12 protein-coding genes are annotated in these 14,056 nt (G+C 72.3%); 5 read left to right on the top strand and 7 right to left on the bottom strand.

Annotated features, from left to right (window positions below):
* Positions 1-56: 56 nt before the first annotated feature.
* On the top strand, positions 57-680 hold the full coding sequence (locus tag ABFX81_RS25310) for a haloacid dehalogenase-like hydrolase (protein WP_086844383.1): 624 nt from the start codon (positions 57-59) through the stop codon (positions 678-680).
* Here the strand turns inward: ABFX81_RS25310 and ABFX81_RS25305 are convergent.
* Positions 659-907 carry a hypothetical protein gene (locus tag ABFX81_RS25305; protein WP_086601337.1) on the bottom strand — a complete coding sequence of 83 codons (249 nt, stop codon included), beginning with the start codon at positions 905-907 and terminating at the stop codon, positions 659-661. The two genes, ABFX81_RS25310 and ABFX81_RS25305, sit on opposite strands and share 22 nt — an antisense overlap.
* Positions 908-1,069: 162 nt before the next feature.
* Here ABFX81_RS25305 and ABFX81_RS25300 point away from each other — a divergent pair, with 162 nt between their 5' ends.
* Positions 1,070-1,453, top strand: a complete 384-nt coding sequence (locus ABFX81_RS25300; RefSeq protein WP_010035896.1) for a cold-shock protein — start codon at positions 1,070-1,072, stop codon at positions 1,451-1,453.
* 5 nt (positions 1,454-1,458) lie between these two features.
* Here ABFX81_RS25300 and ABFX81_RS25295 read toward each other — a convergent pair whose 3' ends face one another.
* From ABFX81_RS25295 to ABFX81_RS25280, 4 genes are all read right to left on the bottom strand, one after another.
* Positions 1,459-2,307 carry an MqnA/MqnD/SBP family protein gene (locus tag ABFX81_RS25295; RefSeq protein WP_086844385.1) on the bottom strand — a complete coding sequence of 283 codons (849 nt, stop codon included), beginning with the start codon at positions 2,305-2,307 and terminating at the stop codon, positions 1,459-1,461.
* On the bottom strand, positions 2,297-3,133 hold the full coding sequence (locus ABFX81_RS25290; RefSeq protein WP_428837212.1) for a futalosine hydrolase: 837 nt from the start codon (positions 3,131-3,133) through the stop codon (positions 2,297-2,299). The genes ABFX81_RS25295 and ABFX81_RS25290 overlap by 11 nt, the downstream gene beginning before the upstream one ends.
* Positions 3,103-3,576, bottom strand: coding sequence for a DUF2771 domain-containing protein (locus tag ABFX81_RS25285; RefSeq protein WP_346138693.1), 474 nt, complete (start codon positions 3,574-3,576; stop codon positions 3,103-3,105). The genes ABFX81_RS25290 and ABFX81_RS25285 overlap by 31 nt, the downstream gene beginning before the upstream one ends.
* A 62-nt stretch (positions 3,577-3,638) precedes the next feature.
* Positions 3,639-5,072: an MFS transporter gene (locus ABFX81_RS25280; RefSeq protein WP_086844391.1), complete on the bottom strand. Its 1,434-nt coding sequence runs from the start codon at positions 5,070-5,072 to the stop codon at positions 3,639-3,641.
* 282 nt (positions 5,073-5,354) lie between these two features.
* Here ABFX81_RS25280 and ABFX81_RS25275 point away from each other — a divergent pair, with 282 nt between their 5' ends.
* The 3 genes from ABFX81_RS25275 to ABFX81_RS25265 all read left to right on the top strand — a co-directional run bounded on the left by ABFX81_RS25275 (position 5,355) and on the right by ABFX81_RS25265 (position 10,633).
* Positions 5,355-6,269 (top strand): DUF3027 domain-containing protein, encoded by a 915-nt coding sequence (locus tag ABFX81_RS25275; RefSeq protein ID WP_086844393.1) that lies wholly within the window; start codon positions 5,355-5,357, stop codon positions 6,267-6,269.
* Between the two features lie 135 nt (positions 6,270-6,404).
* The gene (locus ABFX81_RS25270) at positions 6,405-9,551 is read left to right on the top strand and encodes a sacsin N-terminal ATP-binding-like domain-containing protein (RefSeq protein ID WP_086844395.1); all 3,147 of its coding nucleotides are present in this window, start codon (positions 6,405-6,407) and stop codon (positions 9,549-9,551) included.
* Positions 9,552-9,724: 173 nt separating this feature from the next.
* Positions 9,725-10,633: a hypothetical protein gene (locus ABFX81_RS25265; RefSeq protein ID WP_086844398.1), complete on the top strand. Its 909-nt coding sequence runs from the start codon at positions 9,725-9,727 to the stop codon at positions 10,631-10,633.
* A gap of 6 nt (positions 10,634-10,639) precedes the next feature.
* Here the strand turns inward: ABFX81_RS25265 and ABFX81_RS25260 are convergent, their stop codons facing one another.
* The gene (locus tag ABFX81_RS25260) at positions 10,640-13,033 is read right to left on the bottom strand and encodes an HAD-IC family P-type ATPase (RefSeq protein ID WP_086844400.1); all 2,394 of its coding nucleotides are present in this window, start codon (positions 13,031-13,033) and stop codon (positions 10,640-10,642) included.
* 144 nt (positions 13,034-13,177) lie between these two features.
* A complete protein-coding gene (locus tag ABFX81_RS25255; protein WP_086844402.1) occupies positions 13,178-14,023 on the bottom strand; it encodes a methyltransferase domain-containing protein in 846 nt (281 codons plus the stop codon).
* Between the last annotated feature and the right edge of the window lie 33 nt (positions 14,024-14,056).

Below are 14,056 nucleotides of genomic sequence, written 5' to 3'. Positions count from 1 at the left end.
CTGTCGGACATGGCCGGTCACAGCGTGACGTCTGCCGTTCACACCGCCTGGGCACAATGGCCCATATGGCAATCACCGTCGGCTTCGACCTCGACATGACCCTCATCGACTCCCGCCCCGGCATCCGCGCCTGCTACCAGGAACTGTCCGAGCGGACGGGGACGTACATCGACGCCGACCTGGCGGTCACGCGGCTCGGGCCGCCGCTGGCCGAGGAGCTGATCAACTGGTTCCCGGCCGGCGAGGTCGAGACCGTGGCGGACGTCTACCGGGAGATCTACCCGACCGTCGCCATCGCCGAGACGCCCGCGCTCCCCGGCGCCCGGGAGGCCATCGCGGCCGTACGGGAGACCGGCGGACGCGCGATAGTCGTCACCGCCAAGTACGAGCCCAACGCCAAACTGCACCTCGCCCACCTCGGCATCGAGCCCGACGCGGTCATCGGCGACCTGTGGGCCGAACAGAAGGCGGAGGCGCTGCGCGAGTACGACGCGGGCGTCTACGTCGGCGACCACGTCGGGGACGTACGCGGCGCCCGGACGGCCGGCGCGCTGTCGGTCGCGGTGGCCACCGGCCCCTGCCCCCCGGAGGAACTGCGCGCGGCGGGCGCGGACATCGTCCTCACCGACCTGACGGAATTCCCCGGGTGGCTTTCGGACTACCGTCCCGCACGCGCCTGACGCCGGCCCGCCGCCACGGAACGCAGCACTCCCGCACCGGCCATCAGGAATCCGACCGCCATGAGCATGCTCAGGCCGAACATATAGGTCGGAAAGGGTGTCGTCCCCAGCAACAGCGGGGCGACCGTGACCAGTGTGGCCACGGCGCCGATGAAGAAGACGATGCCACCGGCACGGACCAGACGGTCACCGGGAGCGGCGGAATTCGTTTGGGTTTTGTCACGCACCCGACCAGGGTAGTTCCCAGCGCGAAGGAACAACCCGGTGACGTCTTGTCACCGGCCTGAAGAGCATTAGCCTTGGTACCGGCGGGTCGTACGACCCGCCCGAGTGCTATCCAGAGCCGTTTCAGAAGCAGTTTTCCGACGAGTACGAGGACGAGGACAGACGTGCCTACCGGCAAGGTCAAGTGGTTCAACAGTGAGAAGGGCTTCGGCTTTCTCTCCCGCGACGACGGCGGTGACGTCTTCGTCCATTCCTCGGTCCTCCCCGCCGGAGTCGAGACGCTCAAGCCGGGACAGCGGGTGGAGTTCGGGGTCGTCGCCGGACAGCGCGGCGACCAGGCGCTGTCCCTGACGATTCTGGATCCGACCCCCTCGGTCGCCGCCGCGACCCGCAAGAAGCCGGACGAGCTGGCTTCGATCGTCCAGGACCTGACGACTCTCCTGGAGAACATCACGCCGATGCTGGAGCGGGGCCGCTACCCCGAGAAGACCGCCGGCAAGAAGATCGCGGGCCTGCTGCGCGCGGTCGCCGACCAGTTGGACGTGTAGACCGCTTACGGGAAACGCAGCGCGTTCGGGCCGAGGGGCGGCACCAGCCCCTCGGCCGCCGCGCGTGTCAGCAGCCCTCGTACGGCGGCGTAGCCGTCCTCGCCGAGGTCGGCGGTGAACTCGTTGACGTACAGCCCGATGTGCTGGTCGGCGACGGCCGGGTCCATCTCCTGGGCGTGCTCCATGACGTACGGGCGGGACGCCTCGGGGTCGTCCCAGGCGGCGCGCACGGACGTCCGGATGGAGTCGGCGAGCAGCCGCAGCTTCTGCTCGCCCAGCGACCGCTTGGCGATGATCGCGCCCAGCGGGATGGGCAGCCCGGTGGTGTTCTCCCAGTGCTCGCCCATGTCGGCGAGCTTGTGCAGGCCGTAGTCGCGGTACGTGAAGCGCGCCTCGTGGATGACGAGCCCCGCGTCGACCTTGCCGTCCCGCACGGCCGGCATGATCTCGTGGAACGGCATGACGACGATCTCGCCGACCCCGTCGCCCAGCGTGTCCGCGGCCCACAGCCGGAACAGCAGATAGGCGGTGGACTTCTCACTGGGCACGGCGACCGTACGACCGGCGAGATCGACGTCCGCCTCCCGCGTCAGCACCAGCGGCCCGCACCCCCGCCCCAGCGCACCGCCGCACGGCAGGAGGGCGTACTCGTCGAGGACGTACGGCAGCACGGCGTACGACACCTTCAGCACGTCGAACTCGCCGCGCTCGGCCATGCCGTTGGTGATGTCGATGTCGGCGAAGGTCACGTCGAAGGCGGGGGCGCCGGGGACGCGGCCGTGGGCCAGGGCGTCGAAGACGAAGGTGTCGTTCGGGCAGGGGGAGTAGGCGATCTTCAGCTGCTCACTGGTCATGCCGGTTCCAACCCTCCAGTACGGGCACGATCTTCCCGAAACCCTCGGTGAGGGCCGCCAGGGCGTCGGGGATGCGCCAGGCGGCGCGGTCGCGCGGCCCGACGGGATTGGAGATCGCCCGGACCTCCAGCACGGGCACCCCGTGCGCGGCGGCGGCCTCGGCCACGCCGAAGCCCTCCATGGCCTCGGCGAGGGCGGTGGGGTGGCGCTCGCGGAGCGCGCGGGCCCGCGCGGCGGTCCCGGTCACGGTGGACACGGTGAGCACGGCCCCGGTGCGGGCCCCGACGGCGTTGCCTACCAGCCGTACGAGGTCCTCGGGCGGGTGGTGCCGCACGGTCCCGAACCCGAGCTCCGTGACCGACACGAACCCGTCATCGGTCTCGGCCCCCAGATCGGCCGCGACGATCTCATCGGCGACGACGAGCGATCCCACACTCGCCTCCGGCTGAAACCCCCCACCGATCCCGGCGGAGACGACGAGACCGTAGGGGTCGCCCTGGAGGACGGCGGCGGTGAGGGCGGAGGCGGTGGAGGCAGCGGCGAGGGCGGGCCCCACACCGGCGGCAATCACATCGATACCGCCGTGGGCAGTCGCGCCGCTACCGCCATGGGCAGTCGCGCCGCTACCGCCGTGGGCAGTCGTTCCGCTGGGGCGGAACGGGTGGGCACGGCCCACAACGCCGAGTGCCGTTTCATCGGACTCCAGGGACAGCGCCCCAAAGGCCCGAGCCACCGCGTCCCTCTCCACAGAAACCGCGGTGGCAACAAGCACCCTGCCCAGCCCAGCGGCAGCGATTACGCGTCCTTCTCCAGCTTGAAGTTCCACAGCCCCGACGTGTCCTTGTCGCCCTCCTTGATGGACACCAGCGTCGAGTTGCCCTGCGCCCCGTACTGGGCGTTGAAGAACACGCTGCCCGGAATGGTGCGGTACGTCTTGGTGCTGGAGTCGGTCAGCGGCTGACCGTTCATCAGGATCGTCCAGCCCTTGTCGGCGATCTCCGGGTCGACACCGAACCGCACGGTCTCGTCCGGGTCGACGGAGATGGTCTTGACGCCCTTGTCCTTCAGGCACTGCGTGAGGTCGGACGACTTCAGGGCGTCGCCCTCGCCGCCACAGGTGGCCTCGGAGTTCACCGAGTCGCTGCCCACGGTGACCGTGGCCATCGGCGTCGGCTTGTCACAGGCGGAGAGGACGAGCAGTCCGGCGGATACGACGCCGGCGGCGGCGACGGCGCGGCGGCGTCGCACAGCGGATTGCAACGTGGTCATGGGCGAAGGCTATCGGGCGCACGGGTAGGACCGCCCACGCGGGGTACGGCGTGCCCGTACGGCTACGCCACGCGCGGCCGCGTCGCACCACCGCGCCGGGCCGAGCCGATCAGCCCCCGTACGGTCGTCAGCCAGCCCGTGCCGACGATCGCGGCGCCCACCGCCAGCCCGAGCGTGCCGTTGAGCGGCATCACGATGCCGACCGCCCCGCCCAGCACCCAGGACACCTGGAGCAGCGTCTCGGAGCGGGCGAAGGCCGACGTACGGACCAGTTCGGGCACGTCCCGCTGGATCAGCGCGTCGAGCGACAGCTTGGCCAGGGCCTGCGCGAAGCCGGCGATCGCGGCCAGGCCGGCCACCAGGACCGCGCTGAAGAACAGCGCGGCCGTGATCGCCGCGCCCAGTACACACGCCACGACCGTCACGATGATGATCTCCGGCGCCCGGGACCGGAGCCACGCCCCCACGGCCGTACCGAGCGCGTTGCCGGCGCCCGCCGACACGCCCACTATCCCCAGGGACACGGCGGCGCTCTGGCCGGAGATCGGGTGCTCGCGCAGCAGGAAGGCGAGGAAGAAGATCAGGAAGCCGGTGAGGCAGCGGATGGAGGCGTTGGCGGCCAGGGCGTGGGTGACGGCCGGGCCGACCGTGCGCAGCCCGGGGCGCTTGACGGGACGGCGGTGCGGCCCGTGCAGGTGCTCCTCGTCCGCGGCCAGCAGGGCGGTGTCCTCGCCCTTGGCGGAGTCGACCTTCGGCGGCAGCGTGAACGACAGGAACGTCCCTGCCACGAAGATCACGAAGGCGCCGTAGAGGGGCCAGCGCGGCCCGACCTGCTGGAGTCCCGCGCCGATCGGCGCGGCGATGCCGGTGGCCAGGAGCCCGCCGAGGGTGACGCGCGAGTTGGCCTTGACCAGGGAGAAGCCGGGCGGCAGCAGCCGGGGCACGACGGCGCTTCTGACCACCCCGTACGCCTTCGAGGCGACGAGGACGCCGAGCGCCGCCGGGTACAGCTGGATGCTGCCGCTGACGACCGCGCCGGACAGGATGAGCGCGAGCAGCGCCCGGGCCAGCATCGCCCCGGCCATCGCGGCCCGGCGGCCGTGCGGGATGCGGTCGAGGAGCGGGCCGATCACCGGCGCGAGGAGGGTGAAGGGCGCCATGGTGATGGCGAGGTACAGCGCGACCCGGCCGCGGGCCTCGTCGGTCGGCACGGAGAAGAACACGGTCGACGCGAGGGCGACGGTGATCATCACGTCTCCGGCGCCGTTCACGCCGTGCAGCTCGATCAGCTTGCCGAGGCCGGACTCGCCGGCGCCGTGCGCGTGGGTGGCCTTGCGGATGCCGCGTGCGGTGCCGGTGAAGGGCAGGTGCAGAGCACGGCCGACCGTGCGGAAGGAGCCGCGCAAGCGGCCCGGCCCGCTCAGTCGGCTGCTTCCCTTGACCCCTTTCGACCCACCGGTCCCGGTGTCGCCCTGGGGCGTCCTCGCGGCTGCCACGTCGTCATAGTGCCCCGAGATGGCTATGGGTAGTGCCATTACCGCCCGTATAGGGCCTGTGGGGTGACTGTCCGGGTTGCCGGCGCCCGGGTGAGACGGTGGCCGGAGCCGTCGGTCAGGACCGTCGGTGTACGCGAAGTGGGGCGGAAGGGTAGCGTGCGTATCTCAGCCATCCCGCAAAATGGATGAAGGACGTCGACGCGGTCCCCTGGTCCGCTCCGTCCGCCCCCGGCGCTGGGAGTGGCGCACTCGTGAGACGGCGTATGGAGAGAAGCGATACCTGTGAGCGCAGCGACAACGCGAAGCCGCACCCCTGACCGTCTGTGCGCCGAGGCCGTCGACCTCGCCCGCGCCGCAGCCGAGGAGGCCGCGGCACCAGGAATCGTCGGCGAGCACGTGGAGCTGGTCTCCGAAGGAGATCGCGTTGTCACGCACTTCTTCGAGTGCAAGGAGCTGGGGTACCGGGGCTGGCGCTGGGCCGTGACGGTGGCCCGGGCCTCCCGGGCGAAGATCGTCACGGTGGACGAGGCGGTGCTGCTGCCCGGCCCGGACGCGGTGCTCGCGCCGGAGTGGGTGCCGTGGAGCGAGCGGCTGCGGCCCGGCGACATGGGTCCGGGCGATCTGCTGCCCACGGACGCGGAGGACCTGCGCCTGGAGCCCGGCTGGACCGGCGAGGACGAGCCGCCGCCGAACTCCGTCGTCTCCGAGGACATGGCCGCCCTGGCCGAGGCCGAGGACGCGGAGGTCACGGCGGGCCCCTTGGCCGTCCCCGCCCGCGGATCGATCGCGGCGGTGGCCGAGGAACTCGGCGTGCGCCGTGCCCGGGTGCTGTCCCGCTACGGCCTGCACATCGCCGCCGACCGCTGGGAGGAAGCCTTCGGCCCCAAGACCCCGATGGCACAGGCGGCCCCCGCCGCCTGCGTGAGCTGCGGCTTCCTGCTCCGTATCGGCGGTTCCCTGGGCCAGGCCTTCGGCGTCTGCGGCAACGAGTTCTCCCCGGCCGACGGCCGCGTCGTCTCCCTGGCCTACGGCTGCGGCGGCCACTCCGAGGCCGCGGTCATGCCGAAGCCGCCGCAGCCGGCCCCGCCGGTCATCGACGAGACCCGGGTGGACCCGTTCCCGCTGCGCCCGGCCCCGGACTCGGGCTCGGTGCCGGTGGCGGCGGACGAGGACACGGAGGAGCTGGGCCACTCGTAGCCGAGTCCCCGCCCGGCCGCTCGCCGTCGCTCCCGCCGCATGGGGGGATTTCGTGACGTACGCGTCCGAGGGCCGGCCGGAGCCGGACGGCGCGCACACCCCCGCTCCCCAGGCGGTACCTTCGTCCTCTCGTCGATGAGGAGAAGGAACGTGAGCAGCAAGTTCGTGCGGCCCGCCGCCGAGGGTGCCGACCCGTTCGGTACGGCACGCCTGCGGCGCGGCGTCATCGACGCCTGGGCCACCAGCCCCGCCCGGTTCCGGGAGGACGCCAACGCCGAGGAGGACCTGGTCCTCGGTGGCTACCGGGACCGGCTCGTCGTCGAACTCGCGCAGAACGCCGCCGACGCGGCGGCCCGGGCCGGTGCGCCCGGGCGGCTGCGGCTCACCCTCCGTGACGGCGTGCTCGTCGCCGCCAACACCGGCGCGCCGCTGGACGCGGCCGGGGTCGAGTCGCTGTCCACCCTGCGCGCGTCGGCGAAGCGGGAGACTCACGAGCAGGCCGTCGGGCGGTTCGGCGTCGGATTCGCCGCCGTCCTCGCCGTCACCGACGAGCCCGCCGTCGTCGGCCGGCACGGCGGCGTTCGGTGGTCACTGGCCGAGGCGCGGGAGCTGGCCGCCGAGACCGCCCGGCACAGCCCCGGCCTCGGGGACGAGATCCGGCGGCGCGACGGTCACGTACCGCTGCTGCGGCTGCCGTTCGCCGCGGAGGGCACCGCCCCGGACCCGTACGACACCGCCGTCATTCTGCCGCTGAGGGACGCGGCCGCCGCCGATCTCGCCGAGCGGCTGCTGCGGGCGGTCGACGACGCGCTGCTGCTCACCCTCGCCGGTCTCGAAGAGGTCGTCGTCGAGATCAACGGCGAGAGCCCCCGGACGATCTCCCGCCGCACCGACGGCCCCTTCACCGTCATCGACGACTCCGGCGACGGCGTCACCTACTGGCGCACCTGCGCCGCCCACGGCCCCCTCAACCCCGAGCTGCTCACCGGCCGGCCCGTCGAGGAGCGGCTGCGCCCGCACTGGTCGGTCACCTGGGCCGTGCCCGTGGACTCCGACGGCAGCCCGGCCCGGCCCCGCACCAGCCCGGTCGTGCACGCCCCCACGCCCAGCGACGAGCCGCTCGGCGTCCCGGCCCTGCTCATCGCCTCCTTCCCGCTGGACTCCACCCGCCGGCACGCCGCCCCCGGCCCGCTGACCGACTTCCTGATCGAGCGCGCGGCCGACTCCTACGCCGAACTCCTCGGCGCCTGGCGGCCGGTGACGGCCGGTCTGATCGACCTCGTGCCCGGGCCGCTCGGCAAGGGGGAGCTGGACGGCGCCCTGCGCCGGGCGATCCTGGAGCGGCTGCCGCGCACCTCCTTCCTGCCGCCCGCCGCCGAGCCCAGCGGGCACGACGACGAGGAGTCGCCCGAGTCGCTGCGCCCCCGGGACGCCGAGGTCGTCGAGGGCGCGGGCGCGGACACGGTGCGGGTGCTCGCCGAGGTGCTGCCCACCCTGCTGCCCGCCGGGCTGGAACGCCGGGCGGAGTTGCGCACCCTGGGCGTCGCCCGCGTGCCGCTGACCGACGCGATCGACCGGCTGGCCGGGCTGGAGAAGGACCCCGGCTGGTGGCGGCGGCTCTACGACAGCCTGGCCGGGGTCGACCCGGACCGGCTGTCGGGCCTGCCGGTGCCGCTCGCGGACGGCCGTACGACGATCGGGCCCCGGCAGGTCCTGCTGCCCAGTCCCGACGCCACCGGTACCGACCCGGAGACCCTGGCCCGGCTCGGACTGAAGGTCGCCCATCCGGAGGCCGCGCACCCCATCCTGGAGAAGCTGGGCGCCCTGCCCGCGACCCCTCGGGCCGTGCTCACCACCCCGCAGGTCAGGGCCGCCGTCGCCGCGTCGCTCGACGACGAGGGCGGCGCGCTGTGGGAGGAGGACACCCTCGACGCGGAGGAACTGGCCGACACCGTGCTCGCGTTGGTGCGGGACGCCGGTCTGGAGCCCGGTGACGAGCCCTGGCTCGGTGCGCTCGCCCTGCCCGACGAGGACGGCGAACCGGCCCCGGCCTGCGAACTCGTCTTCCCGGGTGGCCCGTTCGCCCAGGTCATGCGCGAGGGCGAACTGGCCGCGGTGGACGCCGAGCTGGCCTCGAAGTGGGGCGAGCAGCCGCTGGCGGCCTGCGGGGTGCTGCTGAACTTCGCGCTCGTCCGCGCCACCGACGTCGTCCTCGACCCCGACGAACTGGAGCCGCGCGAGGGCGACTTCGCCGAGCCCGACGACCCCGGCCTGCTGGACGCGGTCGACGTGTGGGCGGAGGACGTCCTCGACCGTTTCCCGGACAGCCCGGTGCCGCCGGTCGCCACCGAGATCGTCGCCGTACGGGATCTGGACCTGGTCGACGAGGACAAGTGGCCCCAGGCCCTGTCCCTGCTGTCGCAGCCGCCCCTGCGGGACGCGATCGTGCAGCCCGTGCGCGTCCTGCTGCCGGACGGCACGCACGAGGTCGTACGGCCGTACACGGCGTGGTGGCTGCGCGGGAACCCGGTGCTCGACGGGCGCCGCCCGGCCGGGCTGCGGGCCGCCGGCGGCGACCCGCTGCTGCGCGGTCTCTACGAGGAGGCCGACGCGACCGGGTTCGAGGACGAGCAGGTGCTGCGGGCGCTGGGGGTACGGACGTCCGTCGCCGCGCTGCTGGACGAGCCCGGCGGTGCCGCCGAACTGCTCGACCGGCTCGCCGACCCGGAGCGCGAGGTGGCGGACGCCCAACTCCACGCGCTGTACGGGGCCCTGGCCGAACTGGACCCGGAGCAGGTGACCCTGCCGGACGAGCTGCGTGCCGTCATCGACGGCCGGGTGGAGGTCGTGGACGCGGCCGACGCCGTGGTGTGCGACTCACCCGATCTGCTGCCGTTCACGGAAGGCGTCCCGCTGCTCCCGGTCCGCCCGTCCCGGGCCGCCGAGCTCGCCGAACTCTTCCAGGTACGGCGCCTGAGCGAGTCGGTCACGGGGCGGGTCGGCTCCGAGGGCACCGAACACGACGTCCCTGACTCGGTCCGGGTCCTGCTCGGCCCCCGCACCCCCTCCTCCTACATCGAGCACGGGGAACTCGTCGTGGACGGCGTGGAGATCGACTGGCGGCTCACCGACGACGGTGTCCTGCACGCCGCCACGCTGGAGGGCGTGGCAGCGGGGCTCGCGTGGGCGGCGGGGCAGTGGCCGCGGCGGTTCGAGGTGGCGGCACTGCTGGAGGATCCGTCGCGGACGGAGGAGCTGGCGCGGGATCGGTGGTTCGACTGAAGTGTGCGATGGCGTTTGGCTGTTCGGTGAAAACTCCCGCACAAATTTTTCACTCGCCGTACAACCAAGCCCATCGCTCGCGCATCTGATCACGTGAGTCAACAGACTCCACGATCACTTGGGCCCCAGGAGCCGACGACGAGCGCCGGGGCCCCTCTCCACCTGGAGAACGCATGCGTATCCGAGCCACTGTGGCCGCCGTCACCGGTGCCCTGGCCCTTTCCGCCTTCGCCGTGCCGGCCGCGCAGGCCGCCGAGCCGAAGGTTCCCGCGGACATCGCCGCCGCCAGCGAGGTCGTCCACCCCGACTCCGGCCGGTCGGCCTTCGCCGCCGCCGAGGACGGCACGCCGTACGCCATGAACGCGACCTTCTCCTCCGTCAAGGTCAACAACGGCAAGAACATCGCCGTCGGCACCACCAACGTGGTGAAGGTGCCCGTCACCTTCAAGCTGACGCACGGCGCGGACGTCGACATCCACGCGGCCGACTTCTTCGCGGGCATCGAGCTGTACCGCGGCGCCTCGTTCGACGAGTCGGTCTTCTTCTTCGACAGCAACGACGCGAGCTGCACGGACTCCTCCGCGACCGTCGCCAACTGCAAGGCCACCGTCCAGATCGACCCGTTCGCGCTGCTGAACGAGGACGCCGGCTCCTGGAAGGCCGCGGGCTTCGCGGTCGCCTTCAACGGCGAGGACCCGGAGAACCCGAACCTGGACAACGTCGGTGTCGCGGTGACGGACCCGACCAACTCCTTCAAGCTCCAGCGCTACTCGAAGCTGACGGTCAACGCCTCCCCGGAGCCCGTGACGAAGGGCAAGACCATCACGGTCACCGGCAAGCTCTCGCGTGCCAACTGGGACGACAACAAGTACCACGGCTACACCAACCAGCCGGTGAAGCTCCAGTTCCGCAAGAAGGGCTCGGACACCTACACCACGCTGAAGACCATCAAGTCCAACTCCACGGGCGAGCTGAAGACCACCGTCAAGGCCTCCACCGACGGCTACTTCCGCTACTCCTTCGCGGGCACGACGACCACGCCGGCGGTCAACGCCACGGGTGACTTCGTCGACGTGAAGTAACCCGGGCTACGCCGGGAAGCGGCGGTCCACCCATCTCCAGGTGAGCTCCAGGGTGGCCGCCGCCACCGCCGCGATCCCGACCGCCAGCCACGGCATCGTCACGCCGACCAGCTTCAGCGCGAAGAAGTCCTGGAGCCACGGCACGACGAGGACCAGCAGGAAGGCCCCGGCCATCGTCGCCACCAGGGCGATACGCCACCAGGTGTAGGGGCGGGCGATGATCGCCAGGACCCACATCGAGATGAGGAACAGCGTGAGCGTCGCGGCGCTGGTCTCCGCGTCCAGGGCGCCCGCGCCCGTGTAGTGCCGCCGGGCGAGCAGGTAGGTCGCGAAGGTCGCCATCGCGGCCACCGCCCCGCCCGGGATCGCGTACCGCATCACCCGCCGCACGAAGTTCGGCTTCGCGCGTTCCTTGTTGGGCGCGAGCGCGAGGAAGAAGGCCGGGACGCCGATCGTCAGGGTCGAGAGCAAGGTCAGGTGGCGTGGCAGGAACGGGTACTCGACCTGCGAGCAGACCACCAGGATCGCCAGCAGCACCGAGTAGACCGTCTTGACGAGGAACAGGGTCGCGACCCGCGTGATGTTGCCGATCACCCGGCGGCCCTCCGCCACCACCGACGGCAGCGTCGCGAAGCTGTTGTTCAGCAGCACGATCTGCGCGACCGCCCGGGTCGCCTCCGAGCCGGAGCCCATCGCGACGCCGATGTCGGCGTCCTTCAGGGCGAGCACGTCGTTCACCCCGTCGCCCGTCATCGCGACCGTGTGCCCGCGGGACTGCAACGCGCCCACCATGGTCCGCTTCTGCTGCGGGGTGACCCGCCCGAAGACCGTGCCGTCGTCGAGGGCCTCGGCCATTCCCTCCTGCTCGGCGGGCAGCCGGCGCGCGTCCACGGTGGTGCCGGACAGCCCCAGCTTGGAGGCGACCGCGCCCACCGACACCGCGTTGTCGCCGGAGATGACCTTGGCGGCCACGTTCTGCTCGGCGAAGTAGCGCAGCGTGTCGGCCGCGTCCGGCCGCAGCCGCTGGTCCAGGACCACCAGCGCGGTGGGCTTCGCTCCCTCGGACACCTCCGGGTCGTCGAGGTCGCGGTCGACCCGGGCGAGCAGCAGCACCCGCAGGCCCCGCTCGTTCAGCCGCTCGGTCTCGGCGAGGGCCGGATCGTCCTCGGGGAGCAGCACGTCCGGCGCCCCCAGCAGCCAGGTGCTGGTCTCCCCGTCGGCCTCGGCGAACGCGGCGCCGCTGTACTTGCGGGCGGAGGAGAACGGCAGCGCCTGGGTGCAGCGCCAGTCCTCGGCGGCCGGGTAAGCGTCGATGATCGCCTTGAGCGAGGCGTTCGGCCGGGGGTCGGACTCGCCGAGGGCGCCGAGCACCCGGCGTACGTACGTCTCGTCGGAGCCCTGGAGGGGCCGCAGCCCGGTGACGTCCATGCCGCCCTCGGTGAGGGTGCCGGTCTTGTCGAGGCAGACGGTGTCGACCCGGGCCAGCCCCTCGATCGCGGGCAGCTCCTGGACGAGGCACTGCTTGCGGCCCAGGCGGATGACGCCGATGGCGAAGGCGACCGAGGTGAGCAGGACCAGCCCCTCGGGGACCATCGGGACGATGCCGCCGACCGTGCGGGCGACGGAGTCCTTGAAGGCGTTGTCCTTCACGAACAGCTGGCTGATGATCAGGCCGATCGCGGTCGGCACCATCATCCACGTGACGTACTTGAGGATCGTGGAGATGCCGGAGCGCAGCTCGGAGTGGACGAGGGTGAACCGGGACGCCTCCTCGGCGAGCTGCGCGGCGTACGCCTCCCGCCCGACCTTCGTGGCCTGGAAGGCCCCGCCGCCCGCGACCACGAAGCTGCCCGACATCACCTGGTCTCCGGGGCGCTTGACGACCGGGTCCGCCTCGCCGGTGAGCAGCGACTCGTCGATCTCCAGCCCGTCGGCCTCGACGCAGACACCGTCGACGACGACCTTGTCGCCGGGCCCGATCTCGATCAGGTCGTCGAGGACGATCTCGGAGGTGCTGACCTCGCCGGAGGCCCCGTCCCGGCGGACGGTGGGACGCACCTCGCCGATCAGCGCGAGCGAGTCCAGCGTCTTCTTCGCCCGCCACTCCTGGACGATCCCGATCCCGGTGTTGGCGAGGATCACGAAGCCGAACAGGCTGTCCTGGATCGGCGCGACGACCAGCATGATCAGCCAGAGCACGCCGATGATCGCGTTGAAGCGGGTGAAGACGTTCGCGCGGACGATGTCGACGGTGGAGCGGCTGCTGCGCACCGGCACGTCGTTGACCTGGCCGCGCTCGACCCGCTCGGCGACCTGAGCCGTGGTCAGGCCGGTCTCGCGTGAGGTGACCGTCGCCGGCCGCGTGGAGTCGGTCCGGGCACCCGCGTCGAGATGCGTCATGCATTCGACGGTACGTGCGGATTTGCCGCTTCACCTGCCGAATGCGGGGAAGATCCGACCTGGGAAGGACGGACGTCCTGCCCTGGTCGTACGGCAGTTGTACGCCCTCGGAGCACCGTCGGACCCTCGGTGCCACCCGCGCGGTCAGCCCGCCCGGCGCGCGGTGAGCAGCAGGTACTCCCACTCCAGGGCGGTCCCGCCCCCGCCCGTCCCCAGGTCGCCGTCGCGGGCGAGGTCCGCCAGGTCGCGGTCCAGGGCGGCGGTGCGCTCGGGGTCGCCGGCGATGTTCTTGTAGACGGTGATCGTGGGGCCGTAGCGCTCCTTGAAGTAGTCGCGGAACGCCTCGGGCGTCTCGAAGCGGTCGACCCGGACGGTCCGCCGCTCGGCGCGCACGTCCGTGACCCGGTCGCCGAGGAGGGCTCGCACATGGTCCTCGTCCCCCCACAGCGGGGGCGGCTGCGCACCCGGCGGGGGCGGCGGCGCGTACGGCTTCATGGTGGCGAACATCCGGCCGATGAAGCCCTGCGGCGTCCAGCTCAGCAGGCCGATGGTGCCGCCGGGACGGCAGACCCGGACGAGTTCGTCGGCGGTCTGCTGGTGGTGCGGTGCGAACATCACCCCGACGCAGGAGAGCACGGTGTCGAACTCCGCGTCGCCGAAGGGCAGGGCCTCGGCGTCGGCCTCCTGCCAGGTGAGGTGGGCGCCCTGCTTCTCGGCCACCCGCCGGCCGGCCTCGAACAGTTCCGGAGCCAGGTCCGAGGCGACCACGTCCGCGCCGGCCAGGGCCGCCGGGATCGCGGCGTTGCCGGTGCCGGCGGCCACGTCCAGCACCCGCTGACCGGAGCGCACCCCGCACGCCTCGACCAGGACCGCCCCGAGACCGGGGATGACCTCGGCGGCCAGGGACGGGTAGTCGCCCTGCGCCCACATCGCCCGGTGCTTGGCCTTCAGAGCCCGGTCGGCCTCGGCCGAACTGTTCTGCGTCGTCATGGCAGCGCTCCTCACCGGTGGGCGGCGGCCGCG

Source organism: Streptomyces coeruleofuscus (assembly GCF_039532725.1).
Classification (GTDB): Bacteria; Actinomycetota; Actinomycetes; order Streptomycetales; family Streptomycetaceae; genus Streptomyces; species Streptomyces coeruleofuscus.
Note: the sequence above shows the minus strand (reverse complement) of the source record. Positions and strands in the feature narration are given on the sequence as shown.

What these genes read in the sequence shown, in the direction of transcription:
- ABFX81_RS25255 (WP_086844402.1), bottom strand. Translation starts at nt 14,023, where the DNA reads ATGACGACGCAGAACAGTTCGGCCGAGGCCGACCGGGCTCTGAAGGCC.
- ABFX81_RS25295 (WP_086844385.1), bottom strand. Translation starts at nt 2,307, where the DNA reads ATGACCAGTGAGCAGCTGAAGATCGCCTACTCCCCCTGCCCGAACGAC.
- ABFX81_RS25265 (WP_086844398.1), top strand. Translation starts at nt 9,725, where the DNA reads ATGCGTATCCGAGCCACTGTGGCCGCCGTCACCGGTGCCCTGGCCCTT.
- ABFX81_RS25285 (WP_346138693.1), bottom strand. Translation starts at nt 3,576, where the DNA reads ATGACCACGTTGCAATCCGCTGTGCGACGCCGCCGCGCCGTCGCCGCC.
- ABFX81_RS25270 (WP_086844395.1), top strand. Translation starts at nt 6,405, where the DNA reads ATGAGGAGAAGGAACGTGAGCAGCAAGTTCGTGCGGCCCGCCGCCGAG.
- ABFX81_RS25310 (WP_086844383.1), top strand. Translation starts at nt 57, where the DNA reads ATGGCCCATATGGCAATCACCGTCGGCTTCGACCTCGACATGACCCTC.
- ABFX81_RS25260 (WP_086844400.1), bottom strand. Translation starts at nt 13,033, where the DNA reads ATGACGCATCTCGACGCGGGTGCCCGGACCGACTCCACGCGGCCGGCG.